This window comes from Armatimonadota bacterium, from assembly GCA_016223145.1.
Classification (GTDB): Bacteria; Armatimonadota; Fimbriimonadia; order Fimbriimonadales; family Fimbriimonadaceae; genus Nitrosymbiomonas.
In genome coordinates this window covers 263778-286439 of record JACRPN010000014.1, presented here as the reverse complement: position 1 = coordinate 286439, position 22662 = coordinate 263778, and the positions used below count along the sequence as shown (strand labels likewise).

Annotated in this window: 21 protein-coding genes and 1 tRNA gene; 9 read left to right on the top strand and 13 right to left on the bottom strand. The window is 60.5% G+C overall.

The window, feature by feature from the left end:
* The first annotated feature begins 143 nt into the window (after positions 1–143).
* From HZC36_13815 to HZC36_13790, 6 genes are all read left to right on the top strand, one after another.
* On the top strand, positions 144–821 hold the full coding sequence (locus HZC36_13815) for a PEP-CTERM sorting domain-containing protein (GenBank protein ID MBI5708053.1): 678 nt from the start codon (positions 144–146) through the stop codon (positions 819–821).
* A gap of 152 nt (positions 822–973) precedes the next feature.
* A complete protein-coding gene (locus tag HZC36_13810; protein ID MBI5708052.1) occupies positions 974–2038 on the top strand; it encodes a copper amine oxidase N-terminal domain-containing protein in 1065 nt (354 codons plus the stop codon).
* A gap of 173 nt (positions 2039–2211) precedes the next feature.
* Positions 2212–3492: a hypothetical protein gene (locus HZC36_13805; GenBank protein MBI5708051.1), complete on the top strand. Its 1281-nt coding sequence runs from the start codon at positions 2212–2214 to the stop codon at positions 3490–3492.
* 109 nt (positions 3493–3601) lie between these two features.
* Positions 3602–3850, top strand: a complete 249-nt coding sequence (locus HZC36_13800) for a hypothetical protein (protein ID MBI5708050.1) — start codon at positions 3602–3604, stop codon at positions 3848–3850.
* 140 nt (positions 3851–3990) lie between these two features.
* Complete coding sequence (locus tag HZC36_13795; GenBank protein MBI5708049.1) at positions 3991–4662, top strand: hypothetical protein; 672 nt, start codon at positions 3991–3993, stop codon at positions 4660–4662.
* A 104-nt stretch (positions 4663–4766) separates the two neighbouring features.
* Positions 4767–5348 (top strand): DUF1003 domain-containing protein, encoded by a 582-nt coding sequence (locus HZC36_13790; GenBank protein MBI5708048.1) that lies wholly within the window; start codon positions 4767–4769, stop codon positions 5346–5348.
* A 6-nt stretch (positions 5349–5354) separates the two neighbouring features.
* On the opposite strand, the gene HZC36_13785 is transcribed toward HZC36_13790, so the two are convergent.
* The 4 genes from HZC36_13785 to HZC36_13770 all read right to left on the bottom strand — a co-directional run bounded on the left by HZC36_13785 (position 5355) and on the right by HZC36_13770 (position 8436).
* Complete coding sequence (locus HZC36_13785; protein ID MBI5708047.1) at positions 5355–5555, bottom strand: hypothetical protein; 201 nt, start codon at positions 5553–5555, stop codon at positions 5355–5357.
* Positions 5556–6385: 830 nt separating this feature from the next.
* Positions 6386–6461 (bottom strand) — tRNA-Lys (locus tag HZC36_13780).
* A 139-nt stretch (positions 6462–6600) separates the two neighbouring features.
* A complete protein-coding gene (locus HZC36_13775) occupies positions 6601–8178 on the bottom strand; it encodes a hypothetical protein (GenBank protein MBI5708046.1) in 1578 nt (525 codons plus the stop codon).
* An 18-nt stretch (positions 8179–8196) separates the two neighbouring features.
* On the bottom strand, positions 8197–8436 hold the full coding sequence (locus HZC36_13770) for a hypothetical protein (GenBank protein MBI5708045.1): 240 nt from the start codon (positions 8434–8436) through the stop codon (positions 8197–8199).
* Positions 8437–8607: 171 nt separating this feature from the next.
* On the opposite strand from HZC36_13770, the gene HZC36_13765 reads away from it, so the two are divergent.
* Positions 8608–9324 (top strand): M50 family metallopeptidase, encoded by a 717-nt coding sequence (locus HZC36_13765; protein ID MBI5708044.1) that lies wholly within the window; start codon positions 8608–8610, stop codon positions 9322–9324.
* On the opposite strand, the gene HZC36_13760 is transcribed toward HZC36_13765, so the two are convergent.
* From HZC36_13760 to dusB, 3 genes are all read right to left on the bottom strand, one after another.
* Positions 9242–9868, bottom strand: a complete 627-nt coding sequence (locus HZC36_13760) for a GerMN domain-containing protein (GenBank protein ID MBI5708043.1) — start codon at positions 9866–9868, stop codon at positions 9242–9244. The genes HZC36_13765 and HZC36_13760 overlap by 83 nt on opposite strands.
* Positions 9855–11606 carry an N-acetylmuramoyl-L-alanine amidase gene (locus tag HZC36_13755; GenBank protein MBI5708042.1) on the bottom strand — a complete coding sequence of 584 codons (1752 nt, stop codon included), beginning with the start codon at positions 11604–11606 and terminating at the stop codon, positions 9855–9857. The genes HZC36_13760 and HZC36_13755 overlap by 14 nt, the downstream gene beginning before the upstream one ends.
* 68 nt (positions 11607–11674) lie before the next feature.
* Complete coding sequence (gene dusB, locus HZC36_13750) at positions 11675–12769, bottom strand: tRNA dihydrouridine synthase DusB (protein ID MBI5708041.1); 1095 nt, start codon at positions 12767–12769, stop codon at positions 11675–11677.
* A gap of 517 nt (positions 12770–13286) precedes the next feature.
* On the opposite strand from dusB, the gene HZC36_13745 reads away from it, so the two are divergent.
* Both HZC36_13745 and HZC36_13740 read left to right on the top strand, forming a co-directional pair.
* Entirely contained in the window at positions 13287–14555 is a 1269-nt protein-coding gene (locus HZC36_13745) for a trypsin-like serine protease (GenBank protein ID MBI5708040.1), read from the top strand.
* Between the two features lie 55 nt (positions 14556–14610).
* A complete protein-coding gene (locus HZC36_13740; GenBank protein MBI5708039.1) occupies positions 14611–15765 on the top strand; it encodes a Gfo/Idh/MocA family oxidoreductase in 1155 nt (384 codons plus the stop codon).
* 743 nt (positions 15766–16508) lie between these two features.
* Here HZC36_13740 and alr read toward each other — a convergent pair.
* From alr to HZC36_13710, 6 genes are all read right to left on the bottom strand, one after another.
* Complete coding sequence (gene alr / locus HZC36_13735; GenBank protein MBI5708038.1) at positions 16509–17630, bottom strand: alanine racemase; 1122 nt, start codon at positions 17628–17630, stop codon at positions 16509–16511.
* A complete protein-coding gene (murI, locus tag HZC36_13730) occupies positions 17627–18412 on the bottom strand; it encodes a glutamate racemase (GenBank protein MBI5708037.1) in 786 nt (261 codons plus the stop codon). Before murI ends, alr begins: the two co-directional genes overlap by 4 nt.
* Before the next feature lie 100 nt (positions 18413–18512).
* On the bottom strand, positions 18513–19280 hold the full coding sequence (locus tag HZC36_13725) for a hypothetical protein (GenBank protein ID MBI5708036.1): 768 nt from the start codon (positions 19278–19280) through the stop codon (positions 18513–18515).
* A 1-nt stretch (position 19281) separates the two neighbouring features.
* On the bottom strand, positions 19282–19878 hold the full coding sequence (locus HZC36_13720; GenBank protein MBI5708035.1) for a hypothetical protein: 597 nt from the start codon (positions 19876–19878) through the stop codon (positions 19282–19284).
* Between the two features lie 32 nt (positions 19879–19910).
* Positions 19911–21551: a hypothetical protein gene (locus tag HZC36_13715; protein ID MBI5708034.1), complete on the bottom strand. Its 1641-nt coding sequence runs from the start codon at positions 21549–21551 to the stop codon at positions 19911–19913.
* Positions 21552–21575: 24 nt separating this feature from the next.
* The gene (locus HZC36_13710; protein ID MBI5708033.1) at positions 21576–22610 is read right to left on the bottom strand and encodes a hypothetical protein; all 1035 of its coding nucleotides are present in this window, start codon (positions 22608–22610) and stop codon (positions 21576–21578) included.
* Between the last annotated feature and the right edge of the window lie 52 nt (positions 22611–22662).

Here is a 22662-nt window from a genome sequence, read left to right as displayed (position 1 = left end):
GCCCATGTCACACCCCCGATGGTGCTCCCAAGGCCTAATTGAACAGCAAGCGGAAATGTGTATAGCCTTTGAAGGACGCTAAACGGGCGACTTGTGACAGTTCTGGCTACCCATGTAAGTTGCTGTCGATGGATACTTTCACTTTGAAACCTGAAAAGTTGGCTGCTGTTTTGGCTGCAGCTCTTTGCGTTGGCGTAGCTCAGGCTGATGTCTTGATTGACAACTTCAGCACTGGACCCTACTTTAAGTCCCTGACCGCGGGAACCGACCTAAACGTTCAAACCGGGACGATGGTTGGGCTATCCCGAACCACGCTCATGACTGTCGAGGCAAATCCGTTTGGCCAGAGATACGAGCTCAGCATCGGAAGCGGATTCGCTGTCTCGAACAGCGGGACCAATGTTGATGGAAGGCTGTCCGTGAGCTACGGATACCAGTCGGACGGCTTTGGGGGATTGGTGACGGATAATCTGAATCTCGATCTTTCAAACCAGGATCGTCTTCGGATCAGGTTCCTCAGCAACGACCGAAACCTCTGGACTACGGTGACTCTCGTCACCAACGGACCAGCAAACACTTCTGCCGTGTCGCACTTGGTCGCTGGCGACCAGTACGTTCCGTTTACGCAAGACTTCATGCTTGCCGACTTGGTCGGAACCACAGACCTATCGGATGTGGACCAGATCGAAGTCTCGTTTGATTCGCTGCCGAGTGGCGACTTTGCGATGGAGAGCATTACTGCTGTACCCGAGCCTGCCGGCCTCTTGGCCATCGGAGTCGGTATGGCGGGCGTGATTGCTCGACGTCGACGTAGGTCTTAACCCTCCAAAAGACACCAAGAGGCTGCGGCGCCGCACTCCAGCCGTAGTCGCCCTCCTCGCCTCCGGGGGAGGGCTTTTCTTTGTCAATAGAATGACTGACGTTGTTAGGGCAGACTTGCAGTGGCTGCGGCAAAGCAGTAGGCTGATATCTGATGATTACCGCTAGATTCCTGAACAATCAAGGGCCGCTGACGCAGAAACTGACCATGGCGTTAGCCTTTGCAGCCCTCTCGCTCGCAAGCGTGGCGAGCGCACAAGATATCCGAGCCACCGTCGATGGCAATCTTGTCAACTTTCCCGACGTTAAGCCTGTGATGATGAACGGACGCGTGATGGTCCCCGTGCGAGGCGTGTTCGAACACATGAACGCGACCGTCGACTGGGACAACGATGCCCGTAGCGTCAATGCCCAACACGGTTCCACCTCCATTCGGTTGCCGATCGACTCCTACAAGGCCACGGTCAACGGCCGACAGGTCGATTTGGATTCGCCTGCGACCATCTATCGGGGCCGCACGATGGTTCCGCTGCGCTTCCTCAGTGAAGCGTTGGGTGGAAGCGTGGACTGGATCGCCCAATCCCGCACCGTGGAGATCCTCACGGCCGGATCGAACAATAACAACAACGACAACGGTTACAGCGTGATGCGCATGGATGCGGGCACGGTGATCCCGTTCGGACTGAACCAGCAGCTTAGCTCGAACGGTTCCTCCGTTGGAGACAGGTTCACCGCCAGCTTGGATACGGATGGCGCTTCGAACTACCAAGGCATGGCCAGAGGGTCGACTCTCGAAGGCCACGTCGAGGTAGCACGCGCTAAGACCGGTGACATGCCGGGTGTGCTCGGGCTCGCCTTTGACAGGATCCGTATGGCCGACGGCCGCACTTACCCGATCTACGGATCTCTGATCGGCCTCGACTCTAAGAGCGTCGAAAACGAGAACGGACGTCTGACCGCGAAGCCGGGAGCCAGAGACGACAACTTGAAGTATGTGGGCTATGGAGCCGGCGGTGGCGCTTTGCTTGCCGTGCTGACCAAGGGCAACGTAATCAACAATTCCCTGATCGGCGCCGCCCTTGGATTCCTCTACGGTGAGATCCAGAAGAACCCTTCCAAGTCACAGAACGTGACCTCGGCCGCAGGCACGAAGTTCGGCGTGAGACTCACGCGGGACCTCTCGTTCCGAGTCATGGCCACAATCCCCGAAAAGCACTGAGCCAAACCAGCTCGTGACCTGTGTCTCTCGGGCCCGCATGGGCCCGAGAGAACCCTCGGGCAGTACGCCCCGAACCAGCCTCCGTCGGCACACGCGCCGCCCAGGCTAGATCCTCGGCCAGAGGGCTTCTAGGAACTCGAAGCCCAGGATCCATTGAATTGAGGAGCAAGAAAATGAACACCCGCATGAAAGCACTCCTGACGCTTGGGATTGGAGCGAGCCTGCTCGCCGGCCCCAGCACAGCCCAGATCGGACCTTTTGCCAACAACGCTGGCAGCCGCATCCGCTCCGCAACCCAAGTGAATCTGGATGAGCCGAACCTGCACGGCGCAATGCGCAAGCTATGGGAAGACCACGTCACCTGGACCCGACTGTTCATCGTTAGTACCGCGAATGACCTATCCAACAGCCCAGCCACAAAGGCGAGGCTGCTGAAGAACCAGGTCGATCTTGGCAATGCCATCAAGCCGATCTACGGCGAAACCGCCGGCAACAGGCTATCCGCCCTGCTCAAGGAGCACATCCTGACCGCTGCCGAGGTGATCACAGCCGCGAAGCTGCGCGATTCGGACACCGTCTCGTATCAGAAAGACCGGTGGTTCGAGAACGGAAACCAGATCGCCGACCTCCTCAGCGAATCAAACCCCAGCAACTGGGGACGAATCGAAATGCGTTCTATGATGCGAGAGCACATCGAAACGACATTCGAAGAAGCTCAGGCAGAGCTCAGTGGCGATTACGTGACCAGCGTCCGGAAGTACGATCAGGTCCGTATCCAGATTCTCAAGATGGCGGACATGATGAGCCTGGGAATCACCAACCAATTCCCAAACAGGTTCTCCTCGAATCCCTATGCCGGGCAAACGGTTTTGGCGGGAAACACCCTTCTGCGCATGGACGCCGGAACGGTGATCCCGTTTAGGCTCAATCAGCAGCTCAGCTCAAACGGATCCTCGGTGGGCGATCGCTTCACCGCGAACGTCGATACCGGTGACTCGATGGGCTACCAGGGCATGACGAGCGGCGCGGTGCTCGAAGGCCATGTCGATGTGGCCCGGGCGAAGTCGGGCAAAACGCCAGGCGTGCTCGGACTCGCCTTCGACCGACTCCGAATGCCTGACGGCAGAACCTATGCGATCTATGGCTCGCTCATCGGCCTGGACTCGAAGAGCGTCACCAACGATAACGGCCGCCTCGTTGCCAAGTCGGCAGCCAAGAACGACAACCTGAAGTACGTGGGTTACGGCGCCGGCGGTGGCGCCCTGCTTGCCGTGCTGACCAAGGGCAACGTGATCACCAACTCCCTGATCTGCGGGGCCCTCGGCTATCTCTACGGCGAAATCCAAAAGAGCCCGGCCAAATCTCGCAACGTGACTTCTGAGATCGGCACGAGGTTCGGTGTGAGGCTCACGCGGGAACTCTCGTACCGAGGTATCGCCGTCGAAAACCGCTGACGGAAACCCCTGTCTCCCGGCACCCTGCATGGGGCGCCGGGAGACAACAGCGGCCCGCAGCCAACTTGAGAGCGATTACGACCTAACACTTGAAGGAAGGTGTCACTCGATGAAACAGACTCATCTCGACACGGCGGCGTTTGCAGCGCAATTCTCGGCCCTCTGGTCGGAGCACTGTTCAGACCTGTCGGTAAAAGACTCCCTGGCACATTCAGCCGGCATGGCGCGGCTGTTCAATTTGGGTTTCGAGTCCATGGTGGCGACTTACTGGATTCGATTGGATGAAAAGCAGCAGGATCAAGTCAACCGTCTGGTTGGCCTTTGCCAGTGTATTGAGCGCAACGCTCTGAATCGGTAGCCTGCGTCAACCCAATTCCTCGCTGTCCAAGGGGCCAGCAGAGGACTTTCTCAACACGACGTCCCTGAACGTGGGATACGTCAGAGCCTTCTTCAGCCGCCTCGGCCACAGAACCCCCTCTGACCTTTAGGAAAACACCGATGGTTCGATTTACACTTAGAAACTCAACATGTCTGACGGCATGTCTGGCATTGGCCCTGGCTGCGGCCCCGATCATGGCTCAACGGGTCGCGGTGGCAAAATCCGCCAGCCGATTGGCCGGAGGCAAAGGCGTGGCCGTGGCCTATCCCTGGGTCTTCTCGCATGGAACGAAGACGGCCAAGGCTTCAGTGCAGGCCACAGCAGACGGCATTCTGCAGAAGGCTAACTACACAACGGTCTCTGCCTCCAAGGCTGCCGAGGCGTGGAAATCCAAGAAACTGGCGACACCGAGATTTGGGCGACAGCCTACAGCCGCCTCGTTAAGGACCTTCGGCAGGTCGCTGAAGGCCAGCAAAGTGATCTATGGCTCGGTGTCATGGCATACGCGGAGCATTTGGGTTAACCTCGGGCCAAAGACCATCTCGACCGCGACCGTAAACGTCTACGTCTTTGACGTAGCTTCCGGAAAGGTCGTCTTCAAGAAGACCGGGGTCAAAGGCCGAAGCGACGAGAAATCGAACGGCTACAAGATCGCAGGGGCCGTTCTGTTGACACCGCTGGTGACGGCCGTGAGTGGGGGCCCTGCCACGCCGCAAGAGCAGCGTGCGATGCAGATCGCGCTTGGAAACGCCTACCACAACTGGGCCCTTCCATCGGCCTCAACGAACTAACCCCTGGATGAGGCGGCGGGTAAATACGCCGCTTCTCCGTTTTTGCTCTTCCATCGGCGAGATCGAAATGCCCAGGACGAGATTGGAGCCCGAATTGTGGACCCATGCCAAAGTACAGAACACTTACTGAACAGCGCGCGAAGGAACTTCACGAGGAACTGTTAAGAGCGAGCAACACCAACCTCGCCGACATCATCGAAAGAAACATCGACCTCATTGAGCTGCGGCGGCGAAAGGAGTTCTCAGGCCGAACGCGTCAAGAGAGGTTTGCCGACGTCATAACGGCCTGGACGGGCAGTATGGCGTTCTTCTATTTCCACCTCGTTTGGTTCTTCCTTTGGATCTCGATCAACCTTCGATGGATTCCCGCGTTCGAGCCATTCGATCAGTACCCCTTCGGGCTGCTCACTATGGTCGTGTCGCTCGAGGCGATCTTCCTCTCTACGTTCGTGCTGGTTTCACAGAACAAGGAGGCGATGCTGAACGCCCAGCACGAGGGCCTGGACCTTCAAATCAACCTCCTTGCCGAGTACGAAATCACACGGATGCTTCGACTGGTAGACAAGATCGCCGCGAAGATGGGTGTTGAGGATCCTTACGATGCGGAGATCGACCAGCTTTGTATGCCGGTCGCCCCCGAAGTCGTGCTCAAAGCCATTGAGCTCAAGCGCCAAGCGCCCAAGTGAGCTACGCTACAGCACTCCCGGCGGTTTCGGCTTCGTGTGAACCGGGATGATGGGGACATCTTTGGTTGGCAATTGCACTTTGCGAGAGACGGCCTTTCTGCGCTGAATTGGCCAAAGAACCTTGTTGAAGTACCAATAGGCCCATGCGAAGATTCCAATGGTTGCCGCGGCGATGGCTGCGGTGATAAAGAGACTGTTGAGGTCCATAGAGTTTCCTGACTGCTTGGTTCTGGCCCGTTGCACCCAAGTCTCTGGCCAAACCACATCCTTTCTTCCCGTTCTCCTACAACCGTTAGACCTGTTATGCCTGGGGATGTTCGTGGGGTGTTGGAGACGTCGCGCTTGGACCCGCTCAGAAACGGTTGGCAGATACTTGGCGAGGAATTCGGGGAAGAGTTCCGGTGTCCTCGTCTTCGTTAGGGCCCTGTTCCATCGCGGTGCTAGCGACGCCCCAGAGATGAAACAGGTTTGGAGCCTCGGTGCCCTTTCGTTTTTGACTCGCGTCTACGAGGAGGGCGCAGTGAAGGGTTTGATGACGTTTGGTGAGAGGGTATGTTCGCCCCTCTACTGATTGGGCTTTCTGGATCTTCCAGTGAAAGCGACGTGCAGTCGCAATCCGGTCACCGAAGCTTTGCCAATCTACTAGAAACGGCGAAGGGCCGCCGGCGTCACTTGAGCTTCTGCCGCGATCTGAAACACTTCGACGTCCAGCTGCTCGGCCCGAAGCCTTGGAAGGAAACTCTCCGCGCGGTCGTTCTACCAAGAAGACCCCAGCGCTTCGATCCCCTCCCACCTGGGTGATCATCCCCGTTTTGCGAGGGTATGGCGGGCGCTTAGGCTGGTTCAACCGCGTCAAGTTCAGCCAGGACCCGGCTCATCCGGTCATCGACCCGAACGTCGAGGCGCTCATCCACAAGGTAGATCAATTGCTACAGACCGACCCCGCATTCCGCCTGGCTTGGTTTCAACATTGGTTTCTATTGCTCGCAAACGCAACACAACCCGCTCACTATGAGCAGGTTTTCAAGAAGAAACGTTGGTGGACCGTGAAGGACTCGAACCTTCGACCCGCTGATTAAGAGTCAGCTGCTCTACCAACTGAGCTAACGGTCCACGATTTGGCGCGGTCTGCGCCGTTCTCAAGGGCAGGCCGCCTTTGGAGTCCTGGAAGATACCCCATTCCTCCAGTGTTTGGCATCCAAAGGGCCGCTCACTTAGAGCGAACGAGAGGCTTTGACTTGTGGCCATCCGCCTATGGCTTCACCTCGCCCTTGACTTCCTCAAACCGATAGGGATAGAGCCAAGGCGAGTAGTAAGACCTGTTGGGCAGCGGCTCCATGCTCTGGCCGAAGATAGTCCGAGCGACCGTGCGCGTGAGGTTCACCGGAGTCATGTCGGGGAGAAGCTCTGACTTCAGCGGATCAGGACCGCGCGCTGCAAGGAGGATAGGAAGCACTTCGCCCAGGTCTGTCTTCTCAATCAGGTTCTGGTCGAGGCCAAGCTTTGGGCCATGGTCGCCTTGCAGGAGAATCACGGCTTCCCTGTCCCCGTTGGCCAAGATGGCGTCGATCGTCTGCAGCAGCATCCGGTTGAGGGCCTTCACTTGGGCAGCATAGCCGGATGCATATTCCTCCTGTGTCCCGCCGGAGATCATGAAATCGGACCCGTCGTAATACGCAAAGGCCCTCTTTGGGGCGGTGAATGTTCCGTCCTCCTTGAATACGAACGGCGGGTGCGGTGCGAGCACATGGGCCATGACAAACCGGGGAGGGCCGGTCTGCTCGCCAAGCCTCTTCAGATTCACAAAGCTGTCCTTCAGCAGGTCGTAGCGCACCTGGAACATGCTGTTCCGAAACTGGCCTGGAGTCTGAATTGGGGTCTTTTCGAGTAGCGCGCTCAAATAAAGGCTCTGCCCAGAGTCCCCGCTATAGGTTACATCTGCAGAAGAGAACCTCAGGGCTGGAAAACCCGTCGCAACCCCCACGTACTGATAGCCGAACTGCTTTACCAGCCTTGAAAAGCGCGAATCGTCGATCATCCCGTCGAGGATGCCTCGCATGTCCTCACCCGATCCGGAAGGCTTTGGCAGGTCCTGAAGGTAGTCGAAGTTCGTCGACGAGGCGATCGAGAGCTCCGTCTGGACATAGTTGGTCTGCGCCCGGTCGGCTACGAAGAACCCCCTCGCCCGCAGCGCCGATAGGAACGGCTCGTTGTCGAGGCCATAAAGCTCTTTGAGCACGTCCGACCGGCCGTAGCCATCGAGGACAATGTAGTAGATGTCCGGTAGCTCCTCTCCCGCAACAGCCGTGGCTTTTCTCGCCAGTTGAGCTTGTGCGGCTTGGAGTTGCTGGGCGATCGACAGCTGTGAGCTGATTGCAGAATAGCCCGCAAGGCCCACCATAGCGCATCCGGTCACGTTCATGAACAGCGTGATCATTGGGACCGCCCTTCTCGGCCTGGATACCAGGAACGCGGCCATGAGCGCTGCCACGCACCACACCGCTTGGCCCATCCACGGCCGCTCCGCGTCGTACCACACCAGATCGAGGTTGCGGGCGAGACGATAGAACCCGTCGTAAAGGAAGAAGAAATAAGCCAGAACCGAGGCCACGATCGCCGCGCGGCGAATGTCTCGAAGGAGCCCCCAGCATAGCCCCCAGAGACAGGCCACAGCGCCAACCGTCCAAGCGACGGGGAGCAACGTGTCCTGAAACGGCACCAGCGAGACGTTGGCCGCGTAGAGCGAGAGGACCGGGTGGAGCGCAAAGAGGAAGGGGTGGAACGGCACGGGGCCGCGCTTTGTGGCCCCTTCGAGCGTCTCTTCAGGCATGAGGTGCCGTAGGGGGCCTTATTCGATTGGCGGCTCGAATTCACCGGCGCGGCTCTTTCCAGGAGCCATGCCCTTCTTGCCTTTGAAGTAGTTGCCCACAAATGAACGCAAGACAAACACAGCTCCGAGCAATCCGGAAATCAGGGCCTGCAACGCCAGAGACCCGGTTCCCGCATCAATATAAGCGGCTGCGGAACCGGAGACCGATAGGAATGTGGCACAGGCCAAGAGCAACGAGGAAAATCTTGAGAGGTTCATGTTGGGCTACCTTAAGGCGGCTGAAATTCGCGTTCTTATGGGCAGGGACGGACCCTGCCAGGGACCCGTTCAGTTCCGAAAACCCGGTTCTTCTGCATCGTGCCCTTTCCAGTATCGAAGTAAGGTACTGGAGCGGCCTTAGTACTGCTTTCGAAGCGCTCGTTTGAACTCATGAGCAACGACATTTCACTCCGCAGACCCCAGAAGCTCCTCCTCCTTGCCGGGGCCGCTTCAGCCATCCTCTGGCTGACCCCAGGCCTGGCGTTTTTGGCGCTTCCGCTCGTCTATTTGAACACGGTCATCCACGAGTACTGCCATGCCCTTGTGGCTCTTGCCACAGGAGGCGACGTGTTGGAAGTGCGTCTTGAAGCGTCGGGCAACGGGATCACGCTTAGTCAGGGCGGCTCGGAGCTCCTGATCTCGTCGGCGGGTTACGTCGGGGCTGCAGTGGTCGCCGGCCTCCTACTCGCGGCTTCTCGAAAGCCCAAGCTCTGCAAATCGGCTCTCCTCACGCTATCGGTTGGCGTCGGTCTGGGGCTGCTGTTGTGGGTTCGTGGAAGCGCCGTCGGGGTGATGACGGCGATCGGCTGGACCATCCTTCTGGCTTTGGGCGCCCTGCGCATGGGCAACGACGCGCTCCGCCTATCGGTTCAGTTCTTGGCAATTCAGCAGGCCATGACCTCGGTGCTTGCGCTGTATGTGCTGTTTCGGATCAACGTGCAGCCTGGCATCGAGAACGATGCGGCAAACGCCGAAATGCTGACCGGAGTCCCTGCTATCCTCTGGGCTCTGGGCTGGATCGCTCTCAGTGGCCTGGCTCTGTGGGTGGGGCTTCGGGCGGCTTGGGGTTCCAATCGGGCCGGCGAATCACCCCCTGAGGCTCGCTGATGTCGATATGTCCCAGGTCCTGAAGCCGCTCGCCTGAAACGAAGAGCTCGATCTGAAACACGTCCTCAAACTGGCCCAGGGTTGCGCGGAGACCCTTGACAAAAAGCGCCTCTTCGAGTGAGCCCAAGCCGGCACGAAAGGCCTCATTGAGGTCGACGTGGGCGGTGCCATCACGAACGTCCACGGCCAACGCCTTGGCTTCAGGATCGAGGTTGACGATAAGCCTGAAGTAGGCATTGATGGCCGCGACTTTGGGGTCTTCCCCGGGCTGGACCGTGATCGCCACTGCTTCCCAGCCGGTATCGGGATCTTGGGTCAGCGGACTGGCGACCACGATTTGCGGTGCGGGAGCTTCCGTTGACGGCTGTTTCGGCCGAACCTTTTCGCTTGGCCTCACTCGCTTCAAAGCTTCAGGAACCCGGTCCGCCGGTGTTAGTTTCACGTAAGCAGCCAAGCCCGCCACCACTGCGGCGGCTACAAGCATCAGTACGAGCACTCCCGGCGTGCGAGCCGTCTTTCGCTTCAGCTTCTTAGTCTTGGCCATGGCCCAGATACACCTTGAGTCCTCTCACGATGGCGCCTGCGGCAGCATCCTGAAACTCCTTCGTCACCAGTTTCGCCCGGTCCTTCGCATGGTTGATGAATCCCAGCTCGATCAGCACCGCGGGCACCTTTGCATAGCGTAGCACCGCCAGGCCCGTCTCAAAGAGCCTTAAGTCACTCCAAGTCCCAAGATTCGGGATACCTGAGACCAGAGCGATTTCGGATTGGACGCATTCTGCAAGGAGGATTCCGGCCGGGTCCTTGGCATGATAGAACGTGATCCCACCCGAGCGGCTGTTGGGGCGCGGCGAAGAGTTGATATGGACGCTGACAAACGCCTCGGCGCTGCAGCGGTTGGCAATCTCCGGCCGCTCGCGCAGGGTCTCGAAGTCGTCGGTTTTGCGGGTCATGATGACCATCGCGCCTTCTTGCACCAGCCGGTCCGCGACCTTCTTGGCCACCGAGAGGGTCAAGTCCTTCTCGTTCACCTTCTTGTCCGGGCTGCGCGCGCCTGTGTCGTGGCCGCCGTGTCCTGCGTCAACGACGATGGTCTTCCCAGCCAGACCGACATCGCCGCCCCGACGAACAACCAACGCCAGGTGGACCTCGCCCGGCGGAACGCCGAACTGAACCCCACACGGACTCAGAAGCTTGAGCTTGAGGATCAGCCCTTCCTCGGTGACCCTCGAATCGACGGTCTGCACGAAACCTGGCGCAGGGTTTCGCGGCTCTCCTGCAAGGGTGGCGTTTGGCAGAACGACCTCAAGTTCCAGGTCGGAAAGCCTGCGAATGGAAGGATTCGCCGCAAAATCACGGTCGCCCTTAATCACGAGGACAGCCCCGTTGGCGGTTTTGGAGGCCAGCTCAATTCGTCCCAGCCGAACGATTGAGGGGCCATTCCAACGGGTCGGCTGAAGATCCCAGGGCTCCGATTCAGCTTGGGCTTCAGGTATCGGCGGAGGCATTTGGGTTTCGGCCTGAGCGCCGCTTCCCTCACCCACGGTTTTTGGCGGTTGGGTTGGGCCGGTCTGGCTTGTTCCTTTTGCGGGGGCCTCAGGGGTGCGTGGCTTGGGGTTTTGCCGAGAGGTCGTCTGGCGCGCTTGGGCCAGGACGTCCGAGAGCTTGAGAGTGAGGGTGGGCCTTGCAGGGATGTCGACGACTGCAATGGTGAACCCTGGCGCTATCGGCAGGGACACCTCCATCGTCGAGGCGCCGGTCGACTTGACCTGCCAAGGCGCGTCGGCAGCCCTGGAAGCCTGGGCATCGAGCTCGCAACCCTCCAGGCTCACAACCAACCTCGGCGGGTCCTGCTCCACCCGGAGCCGCGTGGAATAGGGTAGCCCGGCATAGACGGAAAGCACGCCGTCAATGAACGTGACCCGTTTGACGCTGGCGATGACGTGGAACGCCCCGTCCGAGAACCATAGGCCCCTTCCTCCGAGCTGCTTCGCCACCTCGCCCAAGGGCACAACCTTGTTCTTGGCTTGCAGGCGATAGGTGACCCGGGCGCTGCGGCCAAAGGCGAATACTGTCGCCTGCAGGGAGTCGAACGTGCAGGTGACGCCGGCGCTTTCAAGCGCGCTCGCCGTAACGTAGCACTCGTCGGCGACTCTTGACGCGGCGAGCCTCTTGCCGGCTGCAAATTCGAGCACCGCTTCCGCCGGACGAGGTCCGCCCGCCTGAAACGCTGCTGCCGTGCCGACCGCCATCCATGGAACCAGGCTGAGCAACAAACGCATGATCCTCTGCGTGAAGCTGAAGTTTAGCCCCCGCAAGGTGGAAAACGTGTTGCTTTGAGCTATTTTTTTCACAATCTGACCGTTGAGACCGGTTCGGCGGCCATGCCATCGGAACCTTGGAGAAACTGTTCCATCAGTTCCTGATACTCGGCAACAGTACTGCACCCAGACATTTCGCTTCGAAGCCGCGCCGCCCCATCAAAGCCCTTGAAATAGAGCGGCAGCTGACCCCGCAGCTTGCGGCAAGCGCGGTCTTCGGCGGCCAAAGTGGATGGACTGTGGTCGTTCTCGAGTTCTTCCCATGTTTCCTTCCCCGCTTCAAGAGCAACCGTGTGACGCAGGTGCTCAAGGGCCGTCCGCGACCGTTCTGCAAGACTTGGTTCGGGAACAGGTTCGGAGCCGTCCAAAGCGCTTCGGATGCGTGACAGCGCCCATGGGTTGGAGATCGCGGCCCTCCCCACCATCACGCCGTCGCAACCGGTCTGGTCCATCATGCGCCGAGCGTCCTCGCCGGTCTTGACGTCGCCGTTTCCGACCAGGGGGATTTGGAGCGCCTTGCGAAGCGAGGCGATCAGGCTCCAGTCAGCTTCACCCTCAAAACCCTGCTTGGCAAACCTGGCATGGAGGGTGAGCATCTGTGCGCCTGCATCTTGAAATCGCTTCGCCAGGTCCGGGGCGGCAAAGAGCGACCAGTCCCATCCTGCCCGAACCTTCACGGTCACGGGAACCCGCACCGCGCTCACAACGGATTTCACGATCTTCTCAGCCTGTACCGGGTCCTTGAGGAGCGCCGCTCCGGCGCCGGTCCGACAGACCTTTGGCACCCAGCAGCCCATGTTGATATCCACCAGGTCGGCACCCATTTCCTCGCAGAGACGCGCGGTCTCAGCCATGATCTCGGGTTCGCCGCCGAAAATCTGGATGCCGAGCGGCCGCTCTTCAGGGTGAACCTTCATCTTCAGGAGGGTCTTGGCGGCTCCATGGTGGATCGCCATTGCGCTCACGAACTCGGTGAACATCAATCCAGGACGGGCGATACGCTTGGCAATCACCCGAAACGGCAGGCTCGTCACGTCCTCCATCGGCGCGAGCAGCAGCGGGGGATCGACCGCGATCGGGCCGACCCTGAATCCCGGGTATCTGCTGCGTCGGGCTCCGGCCATGAAGCCGTAAGGTACCTGCGGTTGAGGGTCGGTTCGATGAGTCCTCCGTTTTTCTGTTTCAATGGTCCGATGAACCAGAGCGCAACGCGAGAGTCGCTCAGCAGGCTCAAGTGCCCGACTTCACTCAGCGAAGCACCTGCTCTGAGCCTGCCCGAGGGGCAACGCTTCGGAGTCGGGCACCCTGCTTGGAAGAAGCCGTGAAAGGGCGACGCTCGGACCTTTGAGACGCGCCCTTCGTCACCATCAAGAGAGCCCGCAGGGTGACCCTTCAGGCCTTGCGTCATCACCACAATCGGGTTCCAGGGCTTCACCTTTGGCTTCAACAGGTCAGCCCGTTGGGCCTAACGGAAGGAAGCTCTCCTTGCGCTCATGTCTGCAACGATGAGGTCCTCTCACCCGGGAACCGGCAAATTCACCTGCCGCCAATGTACAAAAGGTGCCTTACAATGAAGCATTGCGCGGGACCGGCGATTGCGCCGGTTCGCCAAATTGGCTGAGGAGCCTTGCGAGGAGTTCGATGAAGCGGTTATTGACGTCCATCGTCGGCGTTGCGGTCCTGCTGTCTGCGGGCTACACGATCTTTCCAAACGTGGCCGACCCCAACTTTAAGTCGGTGGGCCGTATGGGGAACTGGAACGGGACGACCTTTTCCGGCCAGGGGTCCTGCGTGGCGATCTCGCCCTATTGGGTGCTCACCGCGGCGCACGTCGGCGGCAACACCATCGAACAAGACGGCATTCGCTATAGCATCCTCCAAAGAATCGGCCACACCGGATCGGGGGGAGCGAATGCGGACCTGGCTGCGGTGCGCGTCCAGGGGCCCATGAAGTTCGCTTCGCCTCTGGCGTTTCGACCGTTCACCGGTGCAAACGCACTGCAAGGCCTGACCTCCACAATCGCCGGACTCGGCATCACCGGCCAGCGCAACGGCAATGTCGGGTGGTCGATCCAGTGGGGCACCGACGGCACCAGAAGGTCGGCCAAGAACGCGCTCGACGAGTACTTTCCGCAAGTCCAGGTCCAAATCTCCCAGACCAGCCTCAAGACCTCCGATTGCCTGGTCTTCGATCTCGATGATCCCTTGGGCGTGAACACCATCAACGTTCTCGGCGGCACGGCGGTCACCGGCGAGGGCGGGTTAGCCCCGCGCGACTCTGGCGGCGGCTGCTTTGTCCTGGACAATGGCCAGAATCGCCTGGTCGGCATCAACGCCTACGTGGGGGTCCTCGATGGAACCCCTGTGGAAGGAGAGTTTGACTTCGGCGCCGTGGGTCTTTCGGTCGCCCTGAACTCCTACAAGAACTGGATCACGTCAACCGTCCCCGACATCGGGCGGACCATCTGGGAGTCGCGGCGCATCGAGTTTGGTGGCCGCGAGCGCTCCGGCGCAATGATCGACATGGAGGCCTCAGACAACGTTCGGTACGAGCTTCAGTCTCCTCCGCTCGGATCGGGGGACTTCGTGGTGCTTTTCGGGGTGGCGTTCACCGGCACAACGACCGCGGTGCCCGCCACCAACATGGACATCACGATCGAGGGCAAGCTCAACGCCGGGGCCGGCGCCATCCAGGTCGCGCTCAAGAACTGGAACACGAACGCCTATGAGCCGATCCATGCCGGATTCATGCACAACACCGATGAGACCATTACCCTGACGAACGTGCCCGCAGCCAACCGGGTCAGTCCCACCGGGAAGGTCGACCTCAGGTTTCGTGTGATTGCCGCGGATGGCGACTATACGCTCATTCGGCCCGCCTTTGACCTGGTCAAGGTCATCGTCCGGTAGCCGGTTCGGATATATTGGGGTGATTCCCCGCGCTTTGCGCGGCTCGGAGCACCCTATGGCCAGCAAGAAGCTCAACGTCGGTTTGATCGGTTATCAGTTCATGGGCAAAGCCCACAGCAACGCGTATCGCCAAGTCAATCGTTTCTTCGACCTTCCCATCGAGATCGGGATGAAGACGATTTGCGGGCGCAACCAGGAGGGTGTGCGCGCGGCAAAGGACAAGTTCGGCTGGGACCACTATGAGACCGACTGGCGCAAGGTGATCGAGGACCCGGGGATCGACATCATCGACGTCGCGACCCCCGGAGACAGCCACTGCGAGATCGCCTGCGCCGCAGCGGAGGCCGGCAAGATCGTGTTCTGCGAAAAGCCGCTTGGGAACACGCTGGAAGAGGCTCACACGATGCTGGAAACCGCCCAGAGGCACCAGGTCTATCACGCCATCTTCCACAACTATCGCAAGTGCCCAGCGGTCGCCCTCGCCAAGCAGATGATCAGCAAGGGCCAGCTTGGGACGATCTACCACATGCGCGCGACATACCTGCAAGATTGGATCGCCGACCCCAAGTTCCCGCTCGTTTGGCGGCTGCAGAAGGAGCGCGCCGGGAGCGGAACGCACGGCGACATCAACGCCCACATCATTGACTTGGGGCGGCATCTCGTGGGCGAATTCTCAGAGGTCTCGGGATACCTCCACACCTTTGTCAAACAGCGACCCAAACTTGCCGCGATCGACGACCGCTTGGGTGGCAAGGCCTCTGAGGAGATGGGGGACGTCACGGTGGACGACGCCGCGATGTTCCTCGCCAAGTTCAAGAACGGCGCGCTTGGGACCTTTGAGGCCTCAAGGTTCGCCGTCGGAAGGAAGAACTTCAACCGTTTCGAGATCAACGGTTCCAAGGGCTCCGTTGTTTTTAACCTCGAACGAATGAATGAACTGGAGTACTACAACAACGAGGACCCAGCGGGCGAGCAGGGTTTCAGGCTCATCCAGGTCACCGAGGGCGGCCATCCCTATACGGGCAACTACTGGCCCGCCGGGCACATCATCGGCTACGAGCACACGTTTACGAACCTGGTCGCCGATGCGCTCGTGGCCATCGACCGCGGCGACATGCCTTCGCCGAACTTCGTGGACGGCTATGAAAACCAAAGGGTGCTCGACGCCGTGGAGAAATCCAGCGACACGCGGAGTTGGGTGAGCTGGTAGCACCGGCGGTTCCGTGCCGGCGCTTTCTGAACCTCGACGCCGTGGTGAAATCCAGCGACACGCGGAATTCGCGTAGCCGCCGGTTCCGTGCCGGCGCTTTCTGAACCTCGACGCTGTGGAGAAATCCAGCGACACGCGGAAATCGGGTAACCGCCGGTTCCGTGCCGGCGCATTCTGAACCTCGACGCCGTGGAGAGATCCAGCGACACGCGGAATTCGGGTAGCCGCCGGTTCCGTGCCGGCGCTTTCTGGGCATTTCACACAAAGGGCACAAAGAAGCACAAAGATCGCACACGGGTGTCCGCGTAGCCGCCGGTTCCGTGCCGGCGCATTGAAGGAGGTTCTCCCACTCCCATCGCCGCTCGCTTTGACAACACTTCTCCCGAGGGCCGTTGGCTTTCCGGGTCTCTGCCGCCAATTCGGCCCGGATGAAGAACCGACGGAAGGCAAAGGGCCTTCCGAGGCCTCGGCCCCCGCATCCTGGTTCCTCATTCGATCTGCGGCCCAATCGGTGAATTGTCGGAAGGAGATTGAAAGGGGATCCTTAGGCGAAGGGAAAGATCCTGGGGTTTGGCGCGAACAGCGGCCATTTCAAGCCAAGAAAAGCTTTCCCCGGCAGTGTCCCAAGAAGACCGCCTCAATTGGCCCAAGACTGATTTCTTCCCAGATCAGTCCGGAAACCGAGCCACCCGATCGTCGAACCCAGAAATCGGCGATCTGTGCAATGACAAGATGCCGGCAACCTAAACCACCCTCCGTGGCAGAAGCGGGCTGATCCTTGCCACCACCTCATAGTTGATCGTCCCACTCCATTCGGCCAGCTCTTCGGCAGTCACCGTTTCGTCGCGCTGGCTGCCGAGAAGCACCACCTCGTCACCCTGCTTCGCGTAGGGCGTCGAGGACAGATCGACCGCAAACATGTTCATCGCCACTCTGCCCAACACCTTGCACCGCTTCCCCGCCACCAGCACCTCGCCAACCCCGGATAGGCTCCTGCTATAGCCGTCCGAATATCCCTGCGGCACGATGCCGATGGGCATGGGCCGGCCGGCGATGAACGCCAAGCCGTAGCCGACCGGATGCCCCGCCGGAATCGTCTTCACCTGGGCCAGCCGCGAGACCCAGCTCATGACCGGCTTCAAGCCCACGCTCGCATAGGATGCCGCCAGCGGCCCGGACGGGTAGAGCCCGTAGACCCCAATCCCCAGGCGCACCATGTCGTTGATGATGCCCGTGCGCTCCCGAGCCATGAGACCCGACGTCGCTGAGAGGTGCCGCTGGACCCTCGGGAAAGCGCGCCGGACCTGCGTGAAGCAGTGCTCAAAAACGGCCTCCTGCTTCAGTGCGTGGCTCGGGTCGTCCGTGTCCTCGATGTTGGCGTAGTGCCCGTAGACCGATTGGAGCTCAAGCTGTGGTGCGCCCTCCAGCACAGGAAGCAAGTCGGATAGCTCGGATGGCAAGACCCCTAACCTCCCGAGGAGGCAATCGACCTTGAGGTGGACCCGCGCCGGCCTCTTGGCTTTCTTTGCGGCTTGCTGAATCGCTTCGATCTGCTCACGGGAGTAAACGCACAGCTCCCCGTCAAGCGCGATCGCTTCGCCCACGTCTTCCGGCGGCACAAAGCCGAACACCAAGACCCTTGCCTGGGTCAGTTCGCGCAACCGGGCAAGCTCGTCGAGATCGTCCACCTGAAAGGCGTCGGCCATGGGTTCAAGGATCGGGACGACTTGGGGGAGACCGTGCCCATAGGCGTTGGCCTTGACCACCAGCGCCACCTGGACGTCGGGCGGGAGCAGCCGCCCTAGGGCCGCGACGTTGTAGCGAAGGGCGGCGGCCGAGATGCGGATTTCGGCGGCGCTTTTCAAAGCGCTACCAGCTCCAGTTCGATTTCCTGATCCATAAGTCTGTGGGCGAATCGGCGGTAGGAGCCCGTAAGGTCGGTCACGCAATAGCGTCTTTGGCCCCGCTTCGCCAGTTTTCCATCATGCTCGGGATGCCGCGCCAAGTAATCCGCCAGCTTTTCGGGCACGACTTCGTCTTGAGAGATCACTGTGCCGCGAAACAGCTTTCGCACCTGCTCCTTGATAAGGCAGTAGTGTGTGCAGCCGAGGATGAGGCTCTTGCAAGTCTGGAGAGGCTCAAGATAGTCGGCGAGGATCGGCTCGAGGTACTTGAGCCCATCGTTTTCGATGACCGGGACGAGCAGCGGCGCGGGATTTTGGACCACTTCGAATCTCGGGCACTGCCGGTTCAGCTCACGCAGGTAGGCGCCCGACTCGATCGTACTGGCGGTTGCGATGACCCCCACTTTTCGCTCGGCGGCTTCAGCCGCAGCCTCCACTGCCGGAATGATCACGCCGAGCACGCGCCGGTCCGGGTAGTTCTGCGGAAGGTACTCCTGCTGGCTCTTTCGCAGCGACTCAGCTGAGGCCGTGTTGCAGGCCAGGATGATGATCTGGCACTCGTTCCCAAAGAGGAAGTTGAGCGCTTGGGCCGTGAACTCGTGGATCGTCTGCTGGGACCGGTTGCCGTAGGGCACGCGTTTGGTGTCGCCCAGGTAGAGGTAGTCGTATTCGGGGAGGCGCTCCATGATGGCGCGCGCGATCCCCAGTCCCCCGAGGCCCGAATCGAACACCCCGATGCGCATGGGGGAGATTATGCGGGAAGTTTGAGGGTGAAGGGGTGCCTTCCCTCAGTCTGACCCGTCAGCCAAGTCAGACTAGTCAGCCGGCGTTTTTCGGGATTGGCTAGCTCAGGGCGAGCCCAAAAGCCTCCACGAACCTCTCGGCCTCCCACATAGGGGTCGCAATCATCGACGGCTCTGCAAACACCAAAGCAGGATCCACAAGAGGCTCGCCCGCCGGGATGCTGGCCTGCAAAAGCACGGCGCTCTTCGTCATTCGAAAGGCACATCCACAACACTTGAGACCGCTTCTAAGGTCCACGATGTCGTTCCGGGAAACTCCTGCGAAGCAGTCGGAGGATTGCGGATTGAGGAGGCCCGAGGTCCGAGGTCCGAGGTCTGAGCGATTGGGAGCCTCCCCTTCCCCTTGTCGCGCCGCGATAGGGGGAAGGGGCCGGGGGATGGAGGTTCCGGAAACCGCCTTAACCACTCCAGCAACGTTCTCTGCAAGATCGCACGGAAGCCCACAGGCGTTCAGCGCTTCGATGATCGGACGCGTGACCCAACGGTAAGCCGCTCGCACTGAGCGGTTGTGCGCTACGCCGTCCCCAGAGTCATCCAAGGTCCAAATAGCCACTAGTGGTGCAGCCAATCCCACCGTCACGTCGTGGCCGTGAAGCACGGCCTTTCCTCCGGTCGGGCGCATGACCCATGGGACGGGGTTGGTCGGGAGCAAGTCCGCCGCAGGGTCCTGGTTCATGCCCATGGTGAGCCATGGCCCGTCCCAACCATAGACTCGCCAGCCGATCTTGCCGTCCTTTTCGGCGGCGTCAAGCAGCGCCCGGTCCAGGGCCATGTTCGTGGGTCCGTCGAACCGGTTAAGGACGGTCAAGCTACTCCTCCAGCTCCTTCAGCCTGACAACGCGCTTGACCCCTTTCGTCGACGGCCATTCCTCGACCTTCGTCATCGTCTTCCCCTTCTCGATCCGGAACAGCAGGTGCCTGGTAACGCCTTTGTTCTCGTGCATGTCCCTGTAGAAGTCGCAGTCGTCGAAGAGCCAGAGGTTCGGGCTTCCCTTCCAAGCCACGGGACCGTTGGCGTTCAGCCCTGGCGAACGGCCGATGAAGGTGATCGTCGTTCTGTTCAGTCCATAGAAGCAAGTGTCCCAGTGCTTGCCGAGACCGCCCGCACCGCGAATGGCGATCACGCGCTCGTAAGGAGAACGAACCGATATGGGTTGGGCGGCAAGATACGGGCCCCACGGCTCCCACTCTGGTCTGTCGCCCTCGTTTCGGAGGCGCTTGACGACTTTGCCGTCACAGAACAACAGGTTGAGCTTGTCGAGCTCCGCGCTTGTGTTGTTCTGTGTGAATTCGCTCTTGAGCCAATAGGTGCGGAACGTCCACTTGTGCCCTTTGGTGGTCCACTTGGACTTGTGGTAGACGTCGTAGCGCGACAACGGCGGCAGGGCCGCCGTCTGTGTGCGCAAGGCAACCGAGCATACGACGGCTACCATCATCATCATTTCACCCCCAATATCCCCTTCAGCGCCTGCATCTTCGGGCTGTCGAGCCTGGTGATGTCCTCCGTCGCGCCCCACATGCCGTACCGTGAGACGCCACTTGAAAGCGTGAAGTACATGAACAGGTCGCCGCCCAGCGCGTACCAGTTGTCCGCCAGGTCGCGCGTGACCAGTTCCTTCATTCTCGGGTCGCGCATGGCTCGGATGCGGTTGGCGATGTTCGCTGTGCTGCCGCCGCCGGAATCCGGACCGCCTTCGTAGCACATAGCCTTAAGGCCGTATCTGCGAGCGGTCTCGATGAGCGGCTTGCGGAATCGTTGGGCGCTTTCGTCGCTGTGGCGGCGCATTGTCTCAATGAGTTGGTCCACCGAGGCGTTCGGGCCCGTGCCTTCGGTGTTGAAGTACGGCGCGCCGGCAATGCCGTAGAGGAACTTGCTCGGCGCGCCGTAGGTGGCCTTGATCCACTCGAGCTGTTCGACGTACTGCGACGGGATCACGATCTGCCAGCAAAGCACCGGCCGAACGCGCGCGTTGAGCGATCCCAGACCGAACACCGACGCAAATATCTGGCCGATCTCGATGGTGCGTTTGGCGTACCTACGGCGACGCCAAAGGTCTTTGTCCTTCGCGCCGTCGTTGTTCAGGTTGCTGGTGCCCTTGGCGACCTCGGCCTCTGCAGCCATGCGGTTGTAGGTCGCCTGCAGAAATCCCCAGTTCCAGACCTCGTTGTTCAGTTCCAGATAGATCTTGATGCCCGGCTTCAGGTCGCGCTTGAGCATCGTCGCAAGCTGCTTCACGTAATCGTCCGAGGCTGCGATCGGCACGTTGATCCAGGCGTCCTTGCCGGTCAGGTTTGCAAGCTGAACGACGTACTCCCAAGCCACGCCGTGCCGGGTCGGCATGTCGGATTGGCTGGCGTCCTCGGGGAGCTTTCGGTTCGCCCATTCGGTGGTGTTCTTGGCGTCGCCGTAGAAGGGGTTCGTGGAGTTGCTGTCCAGCCAGTCCATGAACCGCAGCACCGGGAAGAGGCCCGCGGCCTTTACGAACGGGCGATGGAAGACCTCTTTGGTATCCGCCGGGTAGCCGGGGCGGATGACTCGCACGTTCCTCACACCTCCCTGTGTACGGGTGAATTTTAGGATCATGAGCCCGTGGCCCTTGGGCAGCACCAGCTCGGCGGTGGTCAGGTTCTTGGCGGCGTCATAGCGATTGTTCTGGATCTGGAACGAGCGAGGGTCTTCCCCACTGGACAGGTCGGCCCGCCCCTCGAAGCTCAAATGGTAGGTGCCACTGACGTCGATCAGGTAGGCGTCGGGATCGTCCATCGGCGGCGCCCAAGCGAAGGCGGGACGAAGGTCGAAGACGACGGTTCGGGCGTCCTCCAGCGGCCAACCGTGCGCGTCCACCTTGACCGAGCCGCCGTTAGGCCCTTCGAAGTGGCGCGAGGTCTTCATGGCGTCGACGAACTCGAGCCCCCGCCCGCCGACGCCTTCGAGGCCGACGCCGAGGGCGTAGGATTTCGGATTGTCGGAGCGAAGCGCAGATCCCGGCTTGTCGGGACGGATTGCGGATTGCGGATTGGGGGCGGCAGCGGGGCTGTTGCCGGAAAGGAGGCTTATAGCGGCTAAGAGGGCGATCATGGTGTGAGTTTGGCACGCGCCTTCTCAGTCGGGGGCGCTTCGACCTTCCACCCACGCCACCGCCATCCTGTGGTCGGAGTGACCGGTCTTCTCGACTCCAGCATTCACGATATTCCGCTCCGGGCGGACCCAGATCTGGTCGAACCGGACGAACGGGTAATCGTTCGTTCCGGTCCCGCCCCAACCTCGGCCTTCATAGGCGTAAGAGTCGGTGCAAAGGGCTTGAAGCGAGTCTTGGAAGCACTCCGATGGCGGGCCGTTGAAGTCGCCGCCGATGATCGGATTGGCATCGGGAGACAGGGCCAAATCTCTCAGCACGCCGATGATCTCGTCGAGTTCCTTCTTCCTCCGAGCGCGGTCATCGGCATAGGCGCGCCAACAGCCCGGATTCCAGTAGTCCAGCCGAAACGTCGGCGGCTGAAGCCGTAGGCTGAGCACGATCCACTGTTGCCCCTTGCTCGTCGTCCATTGCGCCCAAGCGAAGTTGGGCCGATTCGTGAACCCGACGGTCCAAAGTTGGCCTTTGGCGACGATGGAGCAGTCGGGTCCGGCAATCACGCTTCCCTCGCTTCCCCAACGTTCGTTGACGAGCTTCTCAAGCTCGGCTCTTCCCGGCGACTCCTGGAGTAAGGCCAGGTCCGCGCCCGAATCGAGCGCTTCCCTGGCGGCGTCGATGCTGCCGCCCGCGCAGTTCACGGAGACGACCTCGAACGGGCGAGCGGCCAGGGGGGGACCGCTCACGATGGCGCGCCACCAGCTCCGGATGACGCCGCGCGGCATGTCGTCGAAGCAGAGGGCGAACACCAGGCTGAGCACCAGCATGGCGCCGAACCACTTCAGCCGTCGAAACGCCAGGGACGGCAGGGCCAGCATCACAATGAGCGATGCCCAAATCCACGCCGGCCAGTACCAAATCGCCGTCGCCCAATCGGGCTTGAACCCGTACATTAATACGAACGCAAGCCAAAGCACCGGAATCGGCCAGCCCTTTCGCCGTTTCCTGGGACCGCCTTCAGCTTTCGACAGCGCTGTGGCTTTGGGTTCCGCTTCGTCGTCCATGAGGGGATGAGCGCCTTGATTCACAATCTACCCCTGTCCACTGTTCGTGACA